The following is a 19,583-nucleotide window of genomic DNA, read 5'->3' as shown; positions in this document are numbered from 1 at the left end:
TCATGGATATTGCACGTCTGTCGATCAACCGCCCGATCTATACTTGGATCGTAATGCTCATCTGCCTTCTGGGCGGCCTTTGGGGTTTTAATTCGCTTGGGCGACTAGAAGACCCTGCCTTTACCATCAAGACCGCAATTGTCGTGACCCAATACCCAGGCGCCTCGGCACAAGAAGTCGCGCTAGAGGTCTCCGAACCCATCGAATCCCAAATCCAGAAGATGGGTGAAGTCGATGACATCCAGACAATGAACCAACCAGGGTTGTCGTGGATCACGGTCAATATGCGCGACCAGTACGATGGCACGGAACTCCCTGAAATCTGGACAAAACTGCGCAATCGTGTGGGCGATGCCTCCCTGCCCAGCGGCACCTCCACCCCTTTCGTGAACGACAACTTCGGTGACGTATATGGCATGTACTACGCCGTCACGGCGACAGGGTACACAGACGCCGAGATCAACAATCTATCGACTTACCTGCGCCGCGAATTGCTGAGCGTGGACGGCGTGTCCGACGTCAGCCTGTCAGGCGTCCCCAACGAAGTCATCTACATCGAACCCGAGATGGCGTTGCTCACCAATATGGGCATCCCTCCTGCGGCGATTGTATCTGCGATTTCAGGCGCCAACGAAGTCGTTGATGGCGGCACGATCCAGAACACCGAAGGGCGCACTATCATCCAGCGTCCTGACGGGTCCGACAGCGTTTCAGAAATCGCCTCCCTATCGATCGGTGTCGGCGGCGAAGTCGTAAACCTGTCAAACTTCGCTGATGTCTTTCGCGGTGGAGAAGCCAATCCTGACCTGATAGTGCGTCACAACGGCGTAGAAGCCTTTACGTTGGGCGTTGCAGGTATTGCTTCGGAAAACATCGTGGAAGTTGGGAAACGCGTTGATGCGCATCTTGATATTCTCCGTGCGGAAATCCCTCTCGGAATTTCGATTGAACCGATCTACCAACAGCACGTTGTTGTCGAAGAAGCGTCCAATGCATTTTTGATCAACCTTGCGATGTCCGTGGCCATCGTCGTCATTGTGCTGGCCATTTTCATGGGCTGGCGCGCGGCTGTTGTCGTTGGATCAACACTGTTCCTGACTGTTCTGGGCACGCTGTTTTTCATGGCACTTGGTTCGATTGAAATGGAACGGATTTCGCTTGGCGCTCTGATCATTGCGATGGGGATGCTTGTCGACAATGCCATCGTGGTGGCCGAGGGCATGCAGATTTCAATGCACCGCGGTCGCAACTCGCGTGATGCAGCAACCGAAGCCGCCAGCAAGACGCAAATTCCTTTGCTTGGCGCGACTGTGATTGGGATCATGGCCTTTGCTGGTATCGGACTTAGTCCTGATGCGACCGGTGAATTCCTGTTTTCATTGTTTGCTGTGATTGCGATTTCGCTTCTGTTGTCATGGGTCTTGGCCCTTACGGTCACGCCTTTGTTGGGGCATTTCTTTTTCAAACAAGGCGATGATCTGCAAAGTGGCGGATATGACGGCGCATTGTTCAAGGGCTATGCCGCCGTCTTGCGGGCCTGTATAAAGCTGCGTTGGATCGTCATCGCAGGTTTGATTGGCACAACCGTCGTCTGCTTTGCACTGTTTGGCCAGATCAAGCAGCAGTTCTTCCCCGACAGCAACACGCCGCTTTACTTCGTGCACTACAAACTGCCGCAAGGGGCATCCATCGGCCAGACATCCGATGATATGGCCGTTCTGGAAAACTGGCTGTCCACCCGAGAAGACGTCACCGCAACGTCTGCCTTCATCGGCATGGGCGCGTCACGGTTCATGTTGACCTATGACAGCGAAGACCCGAACCCCGGTTATGGTCATCTGATTGTACGCGTCACATCCCTTGACGTTATCGAAGACGAAATGAACGAGCTGGAAGCTTTTGCCCTATCTGCGGTTCCGCAAGGTGAATTCCGCGTCAAGCGTTTGGCCTTCGGACCAGGGGGCGGCGCCCCGATCGAAGTGCGCTTTTCTGGCAGTGACCCTGACGTCCTGCGTAACCTAGCAGACGAAGCAATTGCCCGCCTGAGCGGCGCATCCGAAAACATCGTCGCCCCGCGTCACGACTGGCGCGAACGCGAACTTATCCTGCGCCCGATCTATTCCGAAGACCGCGCGCAGGACGCTGGTGTTTCACGGTCTGATATCACGCAAACCCTACAATTCGCAGTCGAAGGTTTGGCCGCAGGCACATTCCGCGAAGGCGACCGCCAGATACCGATCACCGTCCGCGTTCCACGTGACAGTGATTTGTCCTTGGCCGATCAAGTCATCTATTCCGACAGCGCTGGTGGTTACGTTTCTATGGAACAAGTCACGGACGGGTTCGTTTTCGAACCCCAAGACACGTTGCTGCTGCGACGTGACCGTGCGGATGTGATCACCGTCGGCGCCGACATTCCACGCGATATGACGGCCTCCGAAGTTCTGGCCGAAGTGCGTGATGTCATCGAAGACATGACCATTCCCAGCGGATACACAATGGAATGGGGTGGTGAACTAGAAAGCTCATCAGATGCTCAGGCGTCCCTTGCTGGGCAATTGCCGTTCAGCATCATCATTATGGTTTTGATTTCGGTGCTGTTGTTCAATGCCTTGCGCCAGCCGATCATCATTTGGCTTTTGGTGCCAATGGCCGTCAACGGGGTGAGCCTTGGACTGCTTGGTGCGGGTCTGCCGTTTACCTTTACGGCCCTTCTTGGCCTGCTGTCGCTTTCGGGGATGTTGATCAAGAACGGGATTGTTCTGATCGAAGAAATCGATCTGACCCGTGAGGCCGAACCAGAGTTGCCGTTGACAGATGCCATCGTTACCGCGTCTACGTCACGCTTGCGTCCTGTGTTCCTTGCTGCGGCCACAACGATCCTTGGGATGTTGCCACTGATCAGCGATGCATTCTTCCAATCCATGGCTGTGACAATCATGGGCGGCTTGGCATTCGCATCAGTGCTGACGCTGATCGCGGCACCCGTGCTGTATTACATCTTCTTCAAACGGTCTGCCGAACGGGACTTGGCTGCCGCTTAGACCTGAGCGAGCACTTTTGGCGCGGCCAGTTGCTGGCTTGCGTCGCTGTGCGGCCATGTCAAAAACAAAATCGCAGGGTTGGAGATGTCCTGCGTTTGGATCGTCTCCACCAAGGTAGACGCACGACACTGCGCGATGGTTTGGTCCACCTGCTGGGCCCGCGACACAATGCTGATTTCAACATGGTCTTCTAGGCCTGATTGCAACAAGGCATCCGCAATGCTCGATGCGGCCCCTACCCCCATATAAACCGCAACTCGCGTTCCCGGATGCAGGATGTTCAACCACTCAGGGGTTTTACCCGCCACCTCCGAACGCCCCGTAGCCAGCACCAGCGTATCGCATGTTCCGCGCTGCGTCATGAACCCACCCAGCGCCGCAGACGCCGCACTTGCCGCAGTCACACCGGGAACGATTTCGTAGGCGATCCCTGCAGCGTTCAGCGCATCGGCTTCTTCGGCACCACGCGCAAAGACACCCGGGTCACCGCATTTCAGGCGAACCACCCGTTTGCCCTGACGCGCTGCAGCCACCAATACACCGGATATCCTATCCTGAGGCCAATGATGGCACCCCGGCGCTTTGCCAACATAGACTCGTTCTGCGTCGCGCCGCGCGAGGTCAAGGATTTCGGGATCGACAAGTCGATCATAATAGATGATGTCTGCTTCTTGCAGGCGTTGCACTCCGCGCAGTGTGATAAGATCTTTGCACCCCGGTCCTGCCCCAACTAACGCAACCGTACCCTCGGTGCTCGCCCCAAAAGACGCGGTATCAATCGCCTCTTTAATCATCCGCGCGGCTTCGCGTTCCCCACCACGTGAATGAGCGTCGCGCGCTGGGCCAGCAAAGACCCAACGCCACAAATCACGCCGCATCCGCGGACCAAGGCGCATCGCTGCACGATCGCGCAGACGCCCAGCAAGGGCAGCAAGATCACCAAGACGCGGTTCCAGCATTTCCTCAACGCGGGTTTTGATTTGACGGGCCAACACTGGGGCCGTGCCCTCTGTTCCAATCGCCACAACCACCGGAGAACGATCCACAATCGACGGCGTAATCGCATCACACAAGTCCGGTTGATCCACGACGTTCACGGTCGCGCCGACGGACTTGGCCAATACATGAAGGCTCGCATCCGCAGCGGGACAGCCCGTCGCAATAAACACGAGAGCCGCATCCGCAAAGTCTGGCGCAGTGAGTGTCGCTGCGCTCCACTCAATCCGGCCCTGCCCAAGAAGGTCCGCCAGTTCTGGGTCAAGCGACGGCGCAAGCACAGTGATTGCAGCTTCTGTTTTCAGGATCAAACGACACTTTTGCGCGGCTTGCTCACCACCGCCTGCAATGATGACACGACGGCCCTGCATTTGCAGAAACATTGGGAAAGTCTTCATGCCGAAATCCTCTTTTGTGGGTGACGGTCGACCCAAAGGTCGCGCGCCATGTCGTTTGCTTTGGACACGGAGTCAGATGCGCCCAAAGACCACAGCGCCAAGGCGGCAGTGCCGATCACTGTCGCGGTCGCAAATGGGTCGTCTTGTGTGCCTTGCCAAAGGGCGGCCAAATCAACGCTTTGGGATGGCTCATGGAGGCGACGCGTATCAGCCAGCAACACCCCTGCGCTTTCATCCAGTTCCACGCCATTGCGCAGCCCGTAAATCGCAGTGCCCTTGGCGGGGTTACGTTCAAATTCTCCACCACCACCTTTGATGACCGTCAGGTTTCGATCCCCTAAAAGTGCAGCCGCGCGCGATTGCAGCCCGCGATAAGACGGATGAAAAACGCCTTGCACCGATGTGCCTGCCCCGCTCGGATTCCACATGCGCAGCACGGTGTTGATACAGCTGCGCAACCCAAACGTATCGCGCAGTTTCAACACCTCGAACGCGGCAGCGCTAAGCGTTTCAAGCGGCATATATGACAGACCGTCGCCTTCAATCGCCACTTGGTTCATTGCATTGCGTAGATCCGCAGCCGTGCTTTGGTGGGAATTCCAACCATGCATCGAAACCGTATAACCCGCCTGCGCCACCAGTTTTGCGGCCAGTACAAACAGCGGCGCACCCCGTGTGCGGCCCGCGGCATAACACGGCCAATCCAGATCAGCAGTCGGTAGGTCCGGCGTCGCCTTACGCAAAGCAGCCGTAAATCCTGCGATCTCGGCGTCTGTTTCACCACGCAAGCGCAACACCATCAAGATTGCACCCACCGCTTCAGGTGCGCCATTGCCTGACAAGATGATTGTCATCGCCTGCTCGGCTTCGTCTTGGGTCAAGGCGCGCGCGCGGCCCTTTCCCTGTGCAACGATGCGAACGTAAGGCGCTAAGGTCATTCGGCCGCCATAGGTACGGCTGTCTGCGCCAACAGGTTTTCCAACTCAGGCTTACAGGACCCGCAGTTCGTTCCCGCACAGGTCGCCTCACCCAAGGCTTCGACGGTATTGGCGCCGTCTGCGATAGCAGTGCGCAGCGTATTGATGCCAACGTTCAAACAGGCACAAACCGTTGCCCCTGGATCAGGTTGATCCGCACCACTACGCCCGGCAAGTGCTTGCAATGGTGGCGTAGCAGTTCCGATCAAGGACACCGCATGGGTGCGTGCCAGTGTTACGGGCGTTGGGCTGGCGAAAAACATCCCGATCAGCGTTTCGCCCTTATGAAACGCAAGCCGCGTATAGCGCCCATCGGCATCGCGAACCTCTGAAACGGTTGCACCGTCAACGTCCATCAGACCACGGGCCAAATCTTCCCAAGCGTTCGGAACTGTCAGACCTGCATACTCGCCCTGCCATCCCGACAAAGATCGCGCGACAGCGGCATAATCCCCCTCAGGACGCAGCTCGCTCACGCTAGCGGCGAAGCCATACCATTTGGCGTCAAACTTGGCCGCATCAACAGCATTGTTCTTGGAAGCCGGTTGCCCTGAAAACGGATCATAGATTGGCGCTGCGAGGTTGTTCACCCAACCCGCGCTGCTTTGCTGACGCGTCCAATGCATCGGCGTAAAAATCTGGCGTTTCGCCGTGCGGTCGGTGATCAGCGCACGAACCACGGACGCCCCGAACGCGTTGCTCAACTTAATTAGATCCCCAGCTTTGATCGCCAAGGCGTCGGCATCATCAGGATGAATTTCGGCGTATGGTTCCGCCAAATGCGCTCCTAAACGCGGGGCTTTGCCACTGCGTGACATTGTATGCCACTGATCACGATTGCGCCCTGTGTTCAAAGTAAAAGCGTCGCGCTCTTTTGGGGCGGGCGCACAGACTGGCAGCATCTTTGCCTTGCCGTCAGCATGATAGAATTGCCCGTCTGCAAAGAAGCGCCGGCCATTTTGCGGCCACTGGGTCGGGATCAGGTTTGCATAATCGACATCCGTGAAAATACTCAAATCAAGATCACGCACGAAGTTATCGGTCGCAGCGGACAACGCAACATATTCGGCAAATACTTCGGCAGGAGAGCCAAATGCAAAGGCGTCGCCCCAGCCCATACGGGTCGCCACATCACAGATGATCTGCCAGTCAGGGCGTGCCTCACCGGGGGTAGGCAAGAACGCACGTTGGCGCGAAACACGGCGTTCAGTATTGGTGACGCTTCCGTCTTTTTCACCCCAGCCCGTTGCAGGCAAGAGAACGTCCGCCAAATCACCCGTATCGGTACGCGCATTGATATCGGAAACCGCCACGAACGGCACGTTCTTGATAGCCTCTGCCACGCCATCCGCATCCGGCAGGCTGACGGCTGGATTGGTTGAGATGACCCAAAGCGCCTTGATCTTACCGGTCGCACAAGCCGCGAAAAGATCGACTGCCTTAAGCCCCGCATGTGGCGCGATTGTCGGGCTGTTCCAGAACGCTTGCACACCAGCGCGATGATCGGCGTTTTCAATGTCGAGGTGGTTGGCAAGCATATTCGCCATGCCGCCGACTTCGCGCCCGCCCATGGCGTTGGGTTGCCCTGTCACAGAAAGCGGCCCCATGCCCGCCTTGCCGATCCGGCCCGTCGCAAGGTGACAATTGATGATCGCGTTCACCTTGTCAGTCCCGCAGGACGATTGATTAACGCCTTGGGAATAGACGGTAACAACTTTTTCAATGCCCGCCCAAAGCCCATAGAACTCGGCCAATTCATCCTTGGTCAGCCCACTGTCTTCGGGATCATCCAGACGCGCTTGCGTGACTGCGGCTTGGTGGCCATTGACGTGCGCCCCGATGTAGTCCGCATTAAGGGCGTCTGTATCCGCAAGGTGGGCCAAAAGCCCGTTGAACAGCGCCACGTCCCCATCTGGGGCCACGCGCAAATGCATATCCGCCAGCGCTGTCGTCGCGGTCTTTCGTGGATCCACGTTGACGATCTTCATTGTCGGGCGTGCCTCTTTGGCCGCCGCGATCCGTTGGTGCAAAACAGGATGGCACCACGCAAGATTGGACCCGACAAGAACAATCAGATCAGCGTCTTCAAGGTCCTCATACGTCCCCGGAACCGTGTCCGTGCCGAATGCACGTTTATGCCCCGCAACAGAGGACGCCATGCAAAGCCTTGAATTCGTGTCAATATTTGCCGCACCAACATAGCCTTTCATGAATTTATTGGCGACGTAATAGTCTTCTGTCAGGATTTGACCCGAGGCATAGATGGCGACACTGTCAGGCCCGTGTTCGCGGATTGCAGCGCTAAATTTCTCGGCCATCAGATCGAGTGTTTCGTCCCAACCTGCATCTTCCCCCGCGATTTGCGGGTGCAACAAACGTCCCTCAAGGCCAATCGTTTCGCCCAGTGCGGAGCCCTTTGAACACAACCGTCCAAAGTTCGCAGGGTGTTCTGGGTCGCCTTTGATAGTGCCGTCGGCCCCCGCAAGGACGCCACAGCCAACGCCGCAATAAGGGCAGACTGTTTTGGTCAATGTCATGCGACTTCTCGTTGCTTCAAGAAGGCCACGTCGAGCAAAATACGACCGTCCTCAACCCGCGCCGGATAGGTCGCGACCTGCCCTTCGTCTGGCCCTTGGACCATTCCGGTTTCCAGTGAAATCACCCAGTTGTGCAACGGGCATGTAACGGCGTTGCCATGCACGATCCCTTCGGCCAGCGGGCCGTTTTTGTGGGGGCATGCGTTATCAAGCGCAAAGACCTCGTCCTTGGCATTGCGAAAAATCGCAACGCATCCATGGGCCGTTTTCACCAAGCGCGCACCGCGTGCAGGGACCGCATCGAGGGCGGCAATATCGATCCAGTCGCTCATTCTGCGGCCTCCAATGCGAGATTTGTCAAAGGCTGATATGTCTCGGCCTTTTTGACGTGCTCCGCCCAAGGGTCGTGGCGGTAGATTGTTTGGGACAGCTCAAAGCGGTCCACCAAAGCGACACGGGTTTCAAGGTCTTCGATCTGCTCCGTGATCCAGTCAAGCCCGACCTTGGCCATCCATTTATAGATGCGGTCGAGATACTTGGCGTTCTCACGATAAAGCTGCGACACCGCTTTGATGACCTGAATGGCCTCGTCTTCGGTTGGAACCTGTATCATCAGTTCGGTTTCTTTGACGTCCATACCCGCCGCACCACCGATGCTGATCTGATAGCCACTGTCGACACAGATCACGCCGATATCTTTACAAGTGGACTCAGCGCAGTTTCTCGGACACCCCGAAACACCCAACTTCAACTTATGCGGGGTCCAAGCGCCGTGAAGCGTCTTTTCCAGCTTGATGCCAAGGCCGGTGCTGTCTTGCGTGCCAAAGCGGCAATGGTCCGTCCCGACGCAAGTCTTGACCGTTCGCAGACCTTTTGAATAGGCGTAGCCCGAAACCATTCCGGCATCGTTCAAGTCCTTCCAAATGGCGGGCAAATCTTCGCCCTTCACGCCCAACAGATCGATGCGTTGACCGCCTGTCACCTTAACGGTCGGGACCATGTATTTATCAGCCGCATCCGCAATTGCGCGCAGTTCGGACGGCGTCGTGATGCCCCCCCACATACGCGGCACGACGCTGAATGTGCCGTCTTTCTGGATGTTGGCGTGTTTGCGTTCGTTGATGAAACGCGATTGCGGGTCATCTTTGTATTCAAGCGGCCAATCCGCCAGCAGATAGAAGTTCAACGCGGGGCGGCAAACGTGGCAGCCATCGACGGTTTTCCATGCGCATTCCTGCCAGACAGCAGGCATCGACGTCAGCTTTTGTGACTTGATCATGCGCCGCACGTCTTCGTGGGTCATGTCAGTGCAGCCACAAACAGACGCGGCAGCAGGGATCACGAAATCATCGCCCAGCGTTACGGCAAGGACCTGTTCAACCAATCCTGCGCACGTCCCACAGGACGCCGAAGCTTTTGTTGTCGCTTTGATCGCAGCGAGGTCGCCTGAACCGGCGGCAATAGCATCTTCAATTTCACCTTTGGAAATGCCGTTGCAGCCACAGATTTCCGCATCACGCGGTAAGGCTGCAACGGCTGAGAGCGGGTCCGAGGGGGCACCCCCTTGGTAGGCTGGCCCAAAGATAAGCGTGTCACGCATGTCTTCGATGTCTGTCTTGTCGCGGATCAAGCCAAAGAACCAATTGCTGTCCGCGGTGTCGCCATACATGACCGCACCGATGACGTGGTTGCCCTGAAGAACAAGACGGCGATACACACCGCGTGCAGGGTCACGGAACACGATGTCTTCGCGGTCTTCACCTTCGGCAAAGTCACCCGCGCTGAACAAATCACAGCCCGTAACTTTCAACTTGGTCGACAGTTCTTTTTGAACGAATTGCGCGTCTTCCCCCATCAGGGTTTTCGCGACGACCTTTGCTTGATCATACAGCGGCGCAACCAAACCAAAGATCGCACCGTCATGTTCAACACATTCACCAACCGCCAACACATCGTCATCTGACGTGCGCATCTGGTCATCCACATGGATACCTTTGCCAACGGCCAACCCTGCATCCTGTGCAAGCTGAACGTTCGGGCGGATACCAACAGCCATGACCAACAGATCGCACGGAAGCTCAGTGCCATCATCAAGCAGAAGTGCCTTCACCTTGCCGTTCTCGCCCAAGATTTCCTTGGAGTTCGCGGAACACTTGACCGTGATGCCTTTGTCCACCAGCGCTTTGCGCAAAAGGTAACCAGCCGCTTCGTCCAGCTGACGTTCCATCAAGTGGCCCATGATGTGAATAACCGTGACGTCAACGCCACGCGCCGCCATGCCTGCCGCAGCCTCAAGCCCAAGCAGACCACCACCAATCACAACGCATTTGCTGTCTGGTCCAAGGCCCATCATGCGTTCGGTGTCTTCCAGATCGCGATAAGCGATCACGCCTTCAAGATCATGCCCCGGGAGTGGAATAATAAATGGATTGGAACCCGTCCCGAACAAGAGTTTGTCGTAGGATAGAACGTCGCCGTTATCGGCCGTGACCGTTTTGGCAGCCCGATCAATCGATGCGATCTTTTCACCGAAACGACAGGTGACGCCGTTCTCTTCATACCACTCTGCGGTATGGATCACGATCTCTTCGTATGTCTTGTCACCCGACAGAACCGGAGACAGCATGATGCGGTCGTAGTTGCCACGAGGTTCAGCGTTAAACAGCGTGACATCGTAATCTCCGCCTGCCTTCAGAAGTTGTTCTAACGCGCGGCCTGTCGCCATGCCTGCGCCAATGATGATAAGTTTCTGGGTCATTATTCTGCCGCCACTGATGTGTTTGGTTTTGGTTTCGGCTTTGCGCCGTGCTCGTATTCTTCAAGGAAATCGAGGACTTCTGCGCGGTAGTTGTAGTAATCTGGGTGCTCCAACAGCGCCTTACGCGTGCGTGGGCGCGGCAGTTTCACATCGGTGATCTTACCGATCGTGGCCTGTGGACCGTTGGTCATCATCACAACACGGTCCGCCAAAAGGATGGCTTCGTCGACGTCGTGGGTCACACAAACGGCAGTCACCTTGGTGCGCGACCAAACTTCCATCAGCACCTCTTGCAGCTCCCAACGTGTGAGGCTGTCGAGCATGCCAAACGGTTCGTCCAGCAGCAGCAATTTCGGGGACAGTGCAAAGGCACGCGCGATCCCGACCCGTTGCTTCATACCGTTGGACATGGACGACGCTTGCTTATCCATGCTGTCCGCCAAACCAACCCGTTCAAGGTAGTATTCGATAACGTCTTGGCGTTCCGCTTGCGACGCACGCGGGTAAACTTTGTCCACGCCAATCGCCACGTTCTCTTTGGCGGAAAGCCATGGGAACAGGTTCGGCGACTGGAACACAACTGCGCGTTCAGGGTCAGCACCTTCGACGTTCCAACCATCAAGACGGATCGCACCTTTTGAAATCGGGTTTAGACCCGCAGCCATGGTCAAAACCGTGGACTTACCGCAGCCAGAGTGGCCGATCAGGCTGATGAATTCACCTTTGTTGACCTTCAGATCGAAGTCTTCAACGACCGTAAGCGGACCCTTTGGTGTTGGGTAAACTTTGTGGAGCTGCGAGAAGTTCAAATACTTCTCTTCGATCCCCCCCTCTTGCGCCTTCGCGACAGCGGCAGGAACCGAGTGGATCGGAGTGACGTCCGGCAAAAGACGTGTGTCTTCGACCTTTGACGCAATGCCCACATCCATCAGGTATTTCGTGACACTGGCCCGCAACGCTTTGAACGTCTCATCGTCATTCATCGCGCCACGATCCCGTGGGCGGGGAATATCGACCTTAACCGGATCGGCAAGCGTGCCATCAGGGTTCAGCGGGATAATGCGGTCCGCCAGCAAGATCGCCTCGTCGACGTCATTGGTGATCAGGATACAGGTCTTCTTATCTGTTTCCCAAATATCAAGGATCTCATCAGCCAGGTTGGCACGTGTGAGGGCGTCAAGCGCACTCAGCGGTTCATCCAGCAACAACATCTCAGGGTTCATCGCCAAGGCCCGTGCAACAGACACACGCTGGCGCATGCCACCTGACAATTCAGACGGGCGACGTGCTGTTGCGTGCGAAAGCCCGACCATCCCCACGTAGTGGTCGATCTTTTCCTGACGCTCTGCCTTGGACAGCTTCGGGAAAACCGCATCAACGGCCAGCCCGACATTCCCGCCAACGGTCAACCAAGGCATCAAAGAATAGCTTTGGAAGATCAGGCCACGCTCAGGGCCCGGCCCAGTGATTGGCGCACCCTTAAAGGTCACGCTGCCAGTATCCGGCATCTCCAAGCCAGCAATCAAGTTCATCAGCGTCGATTTACCAGTGCCGGAGAACCCGAGGATCGCAACGAATTCACCGTCTTCGATTTCCAGATTGATGTCCTTGAGGACTTCGTTCCGGTTGGTCCCTTGGCCGAAGCCTTTGGACACGTTTGTGAAGGAAAGAATGCTCATGATGACTTACCGGTTCTCAGTGAAGGTGAACATGGATTGTAGGGCGTACATCACACGGTCGAGCAAGAACCCGATGATACCGATGGTGAAGACTGCAACCATGATTTTAGCGAGAGACTGGGAGGAGCCGTTCTGGAATTCATCCCATACGAATTTCCCAAGGCCCGGGTTCTGTGCCAGCATTTCCGCCGCGATCAGAACCATCCAGCCCACACCTAGGGACAAGCGCAGACCTGTAAAGATCAAGGGCAATGCAGATGGCAAAACCAGCTTGGTGATCTTTGAATAAGTGCTCATTTTCAGAACTTTGGAAACGCTCACCAGATCTTTGTCGATGGACGCAACACCCAGTGATGTGTTGATCAGTGTCGGCCACAACGAACACAGCGTCACGGTAATCGCCGACACAAGGAACGACTTGGAAAACATGCCGTCGTTGGTGGCGTAAACAGCTGACACAACCATGGTGACAATCGGCAACCATGCCAGCGGACTGACGGGCTTAAAGATTTGAATGATCGGGTTGATCGCAGCATTCGCAGTCGCCGAAAGCCCTGCCAAAATACCAACAGGAATTGCGATAAGGGAACCGATCAAGAACCCGAAGAATACCGTTTTGATCGAAGTCCAGATTTGCTGATAGTATGTCGGCTTACCTGTATAGACCCGCTGGCGCACGTCATCGGCGTTGCCGTTTGCGATCAGTTCCGCGTTGCGTACATCTTGGCGTTCGTAGAATGCGGCTTCTTTTTCGCGTTCGCGAACTGCGTCAGCATTGAGGTTAACCGCTTGTTCCCAAACCTGAACAGGACCAGGGATCGCACCCAGCGATGTTTGAACTTTCGGGGCCAAGGTCGCCCACGCGCCGATAAAAAGAAAAATCGCCAAAAGCGGTACACCAAGCAGGCGCCAGATTTCGGACATTTGCGCTCGCGGGTTGTCCCCCGCTGCGGCTTTCAGGATCGGCGTCACCCACGCCAGCCCCAAAACCTGAAACCATGCGTCGGCTTTGTTGATCCGCGTAAAGCGGCGGGCGCGGCGAGCTTCTGCCTGGAGTGTATCTGGGTCAATGGCGGTCATGTCGGAACCTGTATTTTGAATTGGGGTTGTAGAGAGGGGCGCCCGCCGCGCGGAGTGCGCGACGGGCCCTGTTTTTAGTTCTGGATTTCGGACCCAGAGATGATTTGGTCACCCTTCAAGCCGATCGGCAGGCTGTCGAGGTATGCGTTTGGTGCGCGGCCATCGTATGGAATGCCGTCAATCACATCTTCAGCTGGTGTTGGGTCTTTGAAACCGTCGCTGTCCCATGGGAAGTCCGCTTCATTGGCCATGCCGTCGTCCACAAGAAGGCGTGCAGCCTCAAGGTAGATGTCTGGGCGGTAAACAGACTGCGCAGTTTCGATGAACCATTCATCTGTCTGTGGCTCGGCGATTTGGCCCCAACGGCGCATTTGGCTCAGATACCAGATCGCATCAGAGTAGAACGGGTACGTCGCGTTGTAGCGGAAGAACACGTTGAAGTCTGGAACGTCACGAACGTCGCCTTTTTCGTACTCAAACGTACCAGTCATGGAGTTCGCGATAACTTCGTAGTCCGCGCCAACGTATTCAGAACGTGACAGGATTTCGACCGCTTCTTCACGATTGGCGTTATCGTTTTCATCCAACCAGATCGCCGCACGGATCAACGCTTTGGTCAGTGCGATCGTAGTGTTTGGGTTCTCTTCTGCAAATTCAGCAGAGATACCAAAGACCTTTTCAGGGTTGTTGCGCCACAGTTCATAGTCAGTGACGACAGGCACACCGATGCCTTTGAACACAGCTTGCTGGTTCCATGGTTCACCCACGCAGTAACCAAAGATCGTGCCGGCTTCCATTGTGGATGGCATCTGTGGAGGAGGCGTCACGCTGAGGAAAACGTCCGCACCGATCTGGCCCGTCACGTCGTCAGGTGAGTAATAGCCAGGTTCGATACCGCCAGCGGCCAACCAGTAACGCAGTTCGTAGTTGTGTGTGGAAACAGGAAAAACCATGCCCATGTTGAACGGGATACCTTGGTCTTGGTATTCTTCAACAACCGGAGCAAGGGAACTCGCGCTGATCGGGTGCTGCGGACGACCATCTTCCATCAATGGAACGTGAGGGCGCATTTGTTCCCAGATGTCGTTGGACACTGTGATCGCGTTACCGTTCAAATCCATTGAGAACGGTGTGATGATGTGTGCCTCGGTGCCGTAGCCGATTGTTGCGGCCAAAGGCTGACCTGCCAGCATGTGTGCACCGTCAAGTTGGCCATCAATCACGCCGTCCAGCAGAACTTTCCAGTTTGCTTGTGCTTCGAGTGTCACAAACAGACCTTCGTCCTCAAAATAACCGTTCTCATACGCCACAGCGAGCGGCGCCATGTCTGTCAACTTAATGAAGCCAAAAGTGAGCTCGTCTTTCTCAAGGTCCAGCATGTCTGCCATCGCTGGGCTGGCACACAAAGCTGTCGTGGCGATGAGCCATTTGAAAGTGTTCATATTTTATCGTCCCCGTTTGTTTTCTTGAAACGCAAAAAACCGCACGATTGACGCATGCGGGAGGAAGGGAGGAGGCATGCACAATCGAGCGGCTTTGCTCTTATTTCGGTGGCTGACATCAGTGTCGGCCGGAACGGGCATCGTTGCCCTAACTTGATATTGACCAATTCAGGCCCTGATTACGACTCGCGGCCTTCGCATATGCAGCGCAAATTGCCGCGATGCAGAAAGTGCTTAATTTTTAACCTACTCCTCTCCCTCAAAGTCGAATGTCGCGCCGCTAAAAAATCTGTCAGGCCCAAGAATCATCTGCCCCATGGTTGAGGCCACGGCCACCGATGTCGCCATCGCGCCCTCAACCTTCTCTGACGCGCCTGGCAGGTTTACCCCCAACGGGGCCAAGGCCTCACGATAAAGATCACTGCGAAAACACGCGCGGGCTATTTTGCGCGATGCATCGCGATCAAGACCATGCCAGCGCGAAATCACATCTGAAATCCAGCTTGCCTGACTGCGCCACGGAAAGTTGGCGGCTTTGTCGTGGAAGTTCAAAAAACCTGCTGTAGGTTTGGCGTCGTGCCCCGAACGTGTAGCGATACGGCCCGTCAAAGCAGGGTCAATTGCGTGATCAGGCAGGTCGAGGTGTTGGCTGCGCGCCAGGATCTCAACAGCAAGCGGCGTGTTTTCCGGCAAGTTCAGCCAACGTGCCGCTTTATAAAGCGCGCGGATCATCGCACGGCATGCCGTCGGATTTTCCTCAGCCCACTCGTGGCGCACGCCAAGAACCTTTTCGGGTGCGAATTCCCAAATGCTCGACCCCGGTAAGATCAACGACGCGTCGCTGTGTTGCAAAGCCACCGAGCCCCACGGCTCACCAACGCAGAACACGTCTAGCGCGCCCTCCGTGACCGCCTGCGCCATCTGTGGTGGCGGAACTGTCACGATCTCAATTCGGTCGGGTGAGAACACGGGGTCTTGGGTCAACCATGTTTCCAGCAACATGCGGTGCATGGAAAACGGAAACGGAACCCCGATCCGCAAGGGACGGTCCGACACAGCCAAAAGCGCCTTTGACGTGGCTTTCGGATTATCAAACGTATTTTCCCACCCCGCGCCTGACATCTTTTGGTTCAGCTCGGATGACACGCCAATAACCGTTCCATTGACCGACATGACCATCAGCGCATCAATGCGGTTGGACAGCCCCCCCAACCCCAACGACATGGCGATCGGCATGGGTGACAACATATGTGCAAAATCGATATGGCCGAACGCCAATCGATCCCGCAGTGCCGACCAAGATGGTTGCTTTTGCAGCGTCAGATCCAGCCCTTCTTGCGCGGCAAACTTCAGCTCCTTAGCAATAATCAAAGGAGCGCTGTCCACTAACGGGAGGTATCCGCATTGCACCTGAATAGACTTCATTGCAGCAGCTCCGCCGCCGTGACCAAAGCCGTCGCGACATCAATGACCTTGCGTCCCTGATCCATCGCCGTCTTGCGCAGCAAGTTATAGGCTTCGTCTTCAGAAATATTTCGCGCGCGGATCAACAGCCCTTTGGCGCGATCAATGGTCTTACGATCTGTCAGCGCCTGTTTCGCCGCGTCCAGTTCCGATTGCATCTTCGCGAACATGCCAAAGCGGGCAATCGCGGTTTCCAGCACGGGCTTGATACGGTCCTTCATCAGGCCGTTCACAACATAGGCACTCACCCCCGCAGAGATCGCCGCCTGCGTCATCGCATCATCGGTGCGATCCACAAACATGGCGACCGGACGGTTGCGGGCATTGGACACAAGACCGAGGTGTTCAAGCGTGTCACGATCCGGATTAGCAAGGTCGATCAGAATGATATCAGGATCCTGCGTCGTAATCGTCCGCTCAAGCGCCCCCGCCGAGCCAATGACCGACAGATTTGTCCAACCGCCATCCGTCAACGCGTCGATTATATCGCGCGCCTTTTGGGGGTCATCTTCGACAACAAGGATTTTCAGGTCGGTCTGCACTTTGGATCGCTACCCGCAACCCAAAGTGAGACTCCATAGGTATCGGGCAGATGATCAGTGCAGGCGTCGTGCTCCGTCGCAAAAGCACGATATAGCGCCGCGCCGCCCAAAAAATAGGCGGCGCAAGAAGTACGCGTTGTTTATGCCGCCGGCATCCGCTGCTCGACGATTTCGGCCCACCAGCTGCACCCAGCTGGGATCGCTTCATCGTTGAAGTTGTATTCGGGGTGGTGCACCGCCGCCGTGTCGCCGTTGCCGACCAGAATATACGCACCGGGCCGCTCTTCGAGCATGTAGGCAAAATCCTCACCGCCCATTACCAGCGGCGCGTCTGCACACTCACCTGCTACAGACGATGCAACCTCGGCGGCGAAATCCGTCTGCTCGTCAGAATTCACCATAACCGGATAGCCGTGGTGGTACTGCAGATCGATTGTCGCGCCGAACGTCGCGCCGACCCCTGCTGCAATCTCGCCAAGGCGTTTTTCCGCCAAAGCACGGATGTCTTTGTCCAGTGTGCGCACAGTGCCTTTCAGATGAACCCGTTGTGGAATGACGTTGTAGGCCGTGGATGAACTTTCGATGGATGTCACCGACACCACAACCTGTTCCACGGGATCCGCATTGCGGCTGGCGATGGTTTGCACCGCTGTGATCAATTGGGCGGCAACAACTGTGCTATCGATCACTTCCTGAGGTTTTGCCGCGTGGCCGCCTTTGCCTTCGACAATGATGTCAAATGTATCCGTGGCGGCAAAGAACGCTCCGGGGCGGATTGCGAAAGACCCAACAGGTTTGCCGGGCCAATTGTGCATGCCGTAGACTTCTTGGATGCCGAACTTGTCCATCATACCATCGTCGCACATTTCCTTGCCGCCGCCGCCGCCTTCTTCGGCGGGCTGAAAGATCACGACAACTGTGCCGTCAAAATTGCGGGTCTCGGACAGGTATTTTGTCGCGCCAAGCAACATCGCTGTGTGCCCGTCATGACCACAGGCATGCATCGCGCCGTCTGTTTTGGAGGCATAGTCCAGCCCCGTCTGTTCATGGATGGGCAATGCATCCATATCCGCGCGCAGCCCAATGACCTTGCCTGATCCACTGGCCTTACCCTTGATGACACCCACGACCCCCGTGCGGCCAATGCCCGTCACAATCTCATCACAGCCAAACGCCTTCAGCTTTTCTGCAACGATGGCACTGGTGCGGTGTGTCTCGAACAAAATCTCGGGGTTCTCATGGAGGTCGCGCCGCCATTCCGTGATCTCGGGCAGCAACTCGGCAAAACGGTTCTTTACTGGCATTTGGATTCTCCTGATGGGTTTGGTCTAGATTGGGTCGTGCGCGGGGGGACGACAAGCCCTTGCGGCCCCGTCCCCACACGACCGCCCTTAATTCAAGCTATCGAGCAGCTGTTGCATAAATTTTTCACCCGCTTGGAATTGTTCAATCGTGATGAACTCGTTCGGTTGGTGGGCCTGAGCGATGTCGCCCGGTCCGCAGATCACAGCGGAATACCCGCGCTCCTGAAATTGGCCCGCTTCGGTTCCGTAGCTGACGACGTTCACGGCGTTATCACCGGTCATCAGGCGCACCAGTTCTTCGGCGCTGCCTTCGACCTCTGGCTTCAAACCAGGCACATCGAATTTACGGCTGTAATCGATCCCCGTATCAGGATGGATGGCCTGCATTTGCGCTTCGATCTCGGCAACTTTGGCCTCGAACGCATCAACCCACATCTGGCCCGTTTCGCCCGGCACAGTGCGAAACGTCAGCACGAAATTGCAGTCCTTGGCGGTGATGTTGTGGGCCGTGCCGCCTGTCACCATGCCGACATGCAGCGTGGTATAGGGCGGTACAAATTCTGCATCCATGGGCAACGGCGTCTTGGCTGCATTTTCGGCATTCATCTCGTTGCACCAATCAATCAGCTTGGCCCCGAACATGATTGCGTTGACCCCTTCGTGGATCAGCGATGAATGGACCTCGAACCCGCGCATATGCACGTCAAATCCGATGCCGCCCTTATGGCCTGTAACGACCTTCATCATGGATGGTTCACCAATAACTGCGGCGGCGCCACGGGGCATTCCGCTGGCGACCATGGCATCAATCATCACCGGCGCGCCGGTGCAGCCGATTTCTTCGTCATAACTCAGCGCAAGTTGCAAAGGGCGGGTCACGCCACGCTTCTTTGCCTCGACCAAGGCCCAAATTGCGAGTGCGTCAAACCCCTTCATGTCACAGGTGCCGCGGCCATACAGCTTGCCGTCCTTTTCGATCACGTCGAAGGGATTCGAATCCCATGCCTGCCCATCAACCGGTACAACATCCGTATGGCCCGAGAGCACGACAGCCCCTTCGACCTGCGGGCCCACATGGGCATAAAGTGCCGCCTTCGTGCCTGTCGGGTCAGGCACGCGCGTTGACGCAATGCCGTGATCCGCAAGATAACCTTCAACAAAATCAATAAGTTCCAGATTGCTATCCCGGCTTACTGTCGGGAACGAAATCAAGCGCTCCATCAATGCCCGCGCATCAAGTGTCGTTGTCATGGAATCCCTTTCAGAAGGCCGTCTCAGCCATACACCGAGCGTGAAACGGGCATTGAGGCCCGTCAAGAGCCTTAAATCGCAGCTTTTAAAAATTTACCATACGGTAAAATG

General features: G+C 56.1%; 13 protein-coding genes. 1 reads left to right on the top strand and 12 read right to left on the bottom strand.

Annotation, left to right across the window (positions count from 1 at the left end):
- The first annotated feature begins 2 nt into the window (after positions 1-2).
- Positions 3-3,044, top strand: a complete 3,042-nt coding sequence (locus KO486_RS16285; protein ID WP_216038327.1) for an efflux RND transporter permease subunit — start codon at positions 3-5, stop codon at positions 3,042-3,044.
- Here KO486_RS16285 and cysG read toward each other — a convergent pair.
- From cysG to argE, 12 genes are all read right to left on the bottom strand, one after another.
- The gene (gene cysG, locus KO486_RS16280; RefSeq protein WP_216038326.1) at positions 3,041-4,438 is read right to left on the bottom strand and encodes a siroheme synthase CysG; all 1,398 of its coding nucleotides are present in this window, start codon (positions 4,436-4,438) and stop codon (positions 3,041-3,043) included. The two genes, KO486_RS16285 and cysG, sit on opposite strands and share 4 nt — an antisense overlap.
- Complete coding sequence (locus KO486_RS16275; protein WP_216038325.1) at positions 4,435-5,376, bottom strand: glycosyl transferase family protein; 942 nt, start codon at positions 5,374-5,376, stop codon at positions 4,435-4,437. The genes cysG and KO486_RS16275 overlap by 4 nt, the downstream gene beginning before the upstream one ends.
- Positions 5,373-7,952 (bottom strand): nitrate reductase, encoded by a 2,580-nt coding sequence (locus tag KO486_RS16270; RefSeq protein ID WP_216038324.1) that lies wholly within the window; start codon positions 7,950-7,952, stop codon positions 5,373-5,375. Before KO486_RS16270 ends, KO486_RS16275 begins: the two co-directional genes overlap by 4 nt.
- Positions 7,949-8,284, bottom strand: coding sequence for a nitrite reductase small subunit NirD (nirD, locus tag KO486_RS16265; protein ID WP_216038323.1), 336 nt, complete (start codon positions 8,282-8,284; stop codon positions 7,949-7,951). Before nirD ends, KO486_RS16270 begins: the two co-directional genes overlap by 4 nt.
- On the bottom strand, positions 8,281-10,710 hold the full coding sequence (gene nirB, locus KO486_RS16260) for a nitrite reductase large subunit NirB (RefSeq protein ID WP_216038322.1): 2,430 nt from the start codon (positions 10,708-10,710) through the stop codon (positions 8,281-8,283). Before nirB ends, nirD begins: the two co-directional genes overlap by 4 nt.
- Positions 10,710-12,389 carry an ABC transporter ATP-binding protein gene (locus KO486_RS16255; protein WP_216038321.1) on the bottom strand — a complete coding sequence of 560 codons (1,680 nt, stop codon included), beginning with the start codon at positions 12,387-12,389 and terminating at the stop codon, positions 10,710-10,712. Before KO486_RS16255 ends, nirB begins: the two co-directional genes overlap by 1 nt.
- A 6-nt stretch (positions 12,390-12,395) precedes the next feature.
- Positions 12,396-13,469, bottom strand: a complete 1,074-nt coding sequence (locus KO486_RS16250; protein ID WP_216038320.1) for an ABC transporter permease — start codon at positions 13,467-13,469, stop codon at positions 12,396-12,398.
- Between the two features lie 74 nt (positions 13,470-13,543).
- The gene (locus tag KO486_RS16245; protein WP_216038319.1) at positions 13,544-14,911 is read right to left on the bottom strand and encodes a CmpA/NrtA family ABC transporter substrate-binding protein; all 1,368 of its coding nucleotides are present in this window, start codon (positions 14,909-14,911) and stop codon (positions 13,544-13,546) included.
- Positions 14,912-15,157: 246 nt separating this feature from the next.
- Positions 15,158-16,336 (bottom strand): CmpA/NrtA family ABC transporter substrate-binding protein, encoded by a 1,179-nt coding sequence (locus KO486_RS16240; protein ID WP_216038318.1) that lies wholly within the window; start codon positions 16,334-16,336, stop codon positions 15,158-15,160.
- Complete coding sequence (locus tag KO486_RS16235; RefSeq protein WP_216038317.1) at positions 16,333-16,917, bottom strand: ANTAR domain-containing protein; 585 nt, start codon at positions 16,915-16,917, stop codon at positions 16,333-16,335. The genes KO486_RS16240 and KO486_RS16235 overlap by 4 nt, the downstream gene beginning before the upstream one ends.
- Before the next feature lie 140 nt (positions 16,918-17,057).
- On the bottom strand, positions 17,058-18,221 hold the full coding sequence (locus tag KO486_RS16230; RefSeq protein WP_216038316.1) for a M20 aminoacylase family protein: 1,164 nt from the start codon (positions 18,219-18,221) through the stop codon (positions 17,058-17,060).
- Positions 18,222-18,308: 87 nt separating this feature from the next.
- Complete coding sequence (gene argE, locus KO486_RS16225; RefSeq protein ID WP_216038315.1) at positions 18,309-19,472, bottom strand: acetylornithine deacetylase; 1,164 nt, start codon at positions 19,470-19,472, stop codon at positions 18,309-18,311.
- Positions 19,473-19,583: the final 111 nt, after the last annotated feature.

Source organism: Octadecabacter sp. B2R22 (assembly GCF_018861045.1).
In the GTDB taxonomy this organism is placed as follows: Bacteria; Pseudomonadota; Alphaproteobacteria; order Rhodobacterales; family Rhodobacteraceae; genus Octadecabacter.
This window is presented reverse-complemented; position numbering and strand designations above follow the sequence as displayed.